This is a genomic window from Prochlorococcus marinus, assembly GCF_001180245.1.
GTDB lineage: Bacteria > Cyanobacteriota > Cyanobacteriia > PCC-6307 > Cyanobiaceae > Prochlorococcus_A > Prochlorococcus_A marinus_F.
The window spans coordinates 1-300 of the sequence record NZ_CVSV01000027.1; the positions used below are offsets into that span (position 1 = coordinate 1).

General features: G+C 28.0%; 1 pseudogene. It reads right to left on the reverse strand.

Features of this window, described 5'->3' with window-relative positions:
• Nucleotides 1-300 (reverse strand): annotated as a pseudogene (locus AMO19_RS00455) (tetratricopeptide repeat protein); the annotation flags it as partial.

Genomic DNA, 300 nt, shown 5'->3' on the forward strand with positions numbered 1-300 from the left:
CCTAATTGAAAAATAGCTTTGTGGTTGTTGGGTTCAATCTTTATTCCTTTTTCTAAAGCATTTTTTGCTTTTGTGTTTTGGGAAATTTTTAAGTAAACATTACTTTTAGCAAAATATATTTCGCTAATATTTGAATTGACTTGTTCTGCTTTATTTAGAGAACTTAATGCGTTTTCGTATTCTTTGTTAGCTATTTGTGCTTCAGCCAAAATCAACCATAGTTTTTCATTTTTTGCATTTATTTTTACTGCTAATTTGGCTAAGTTAAGACTGTCTTCATATTGACCAAAATAAAGTAGT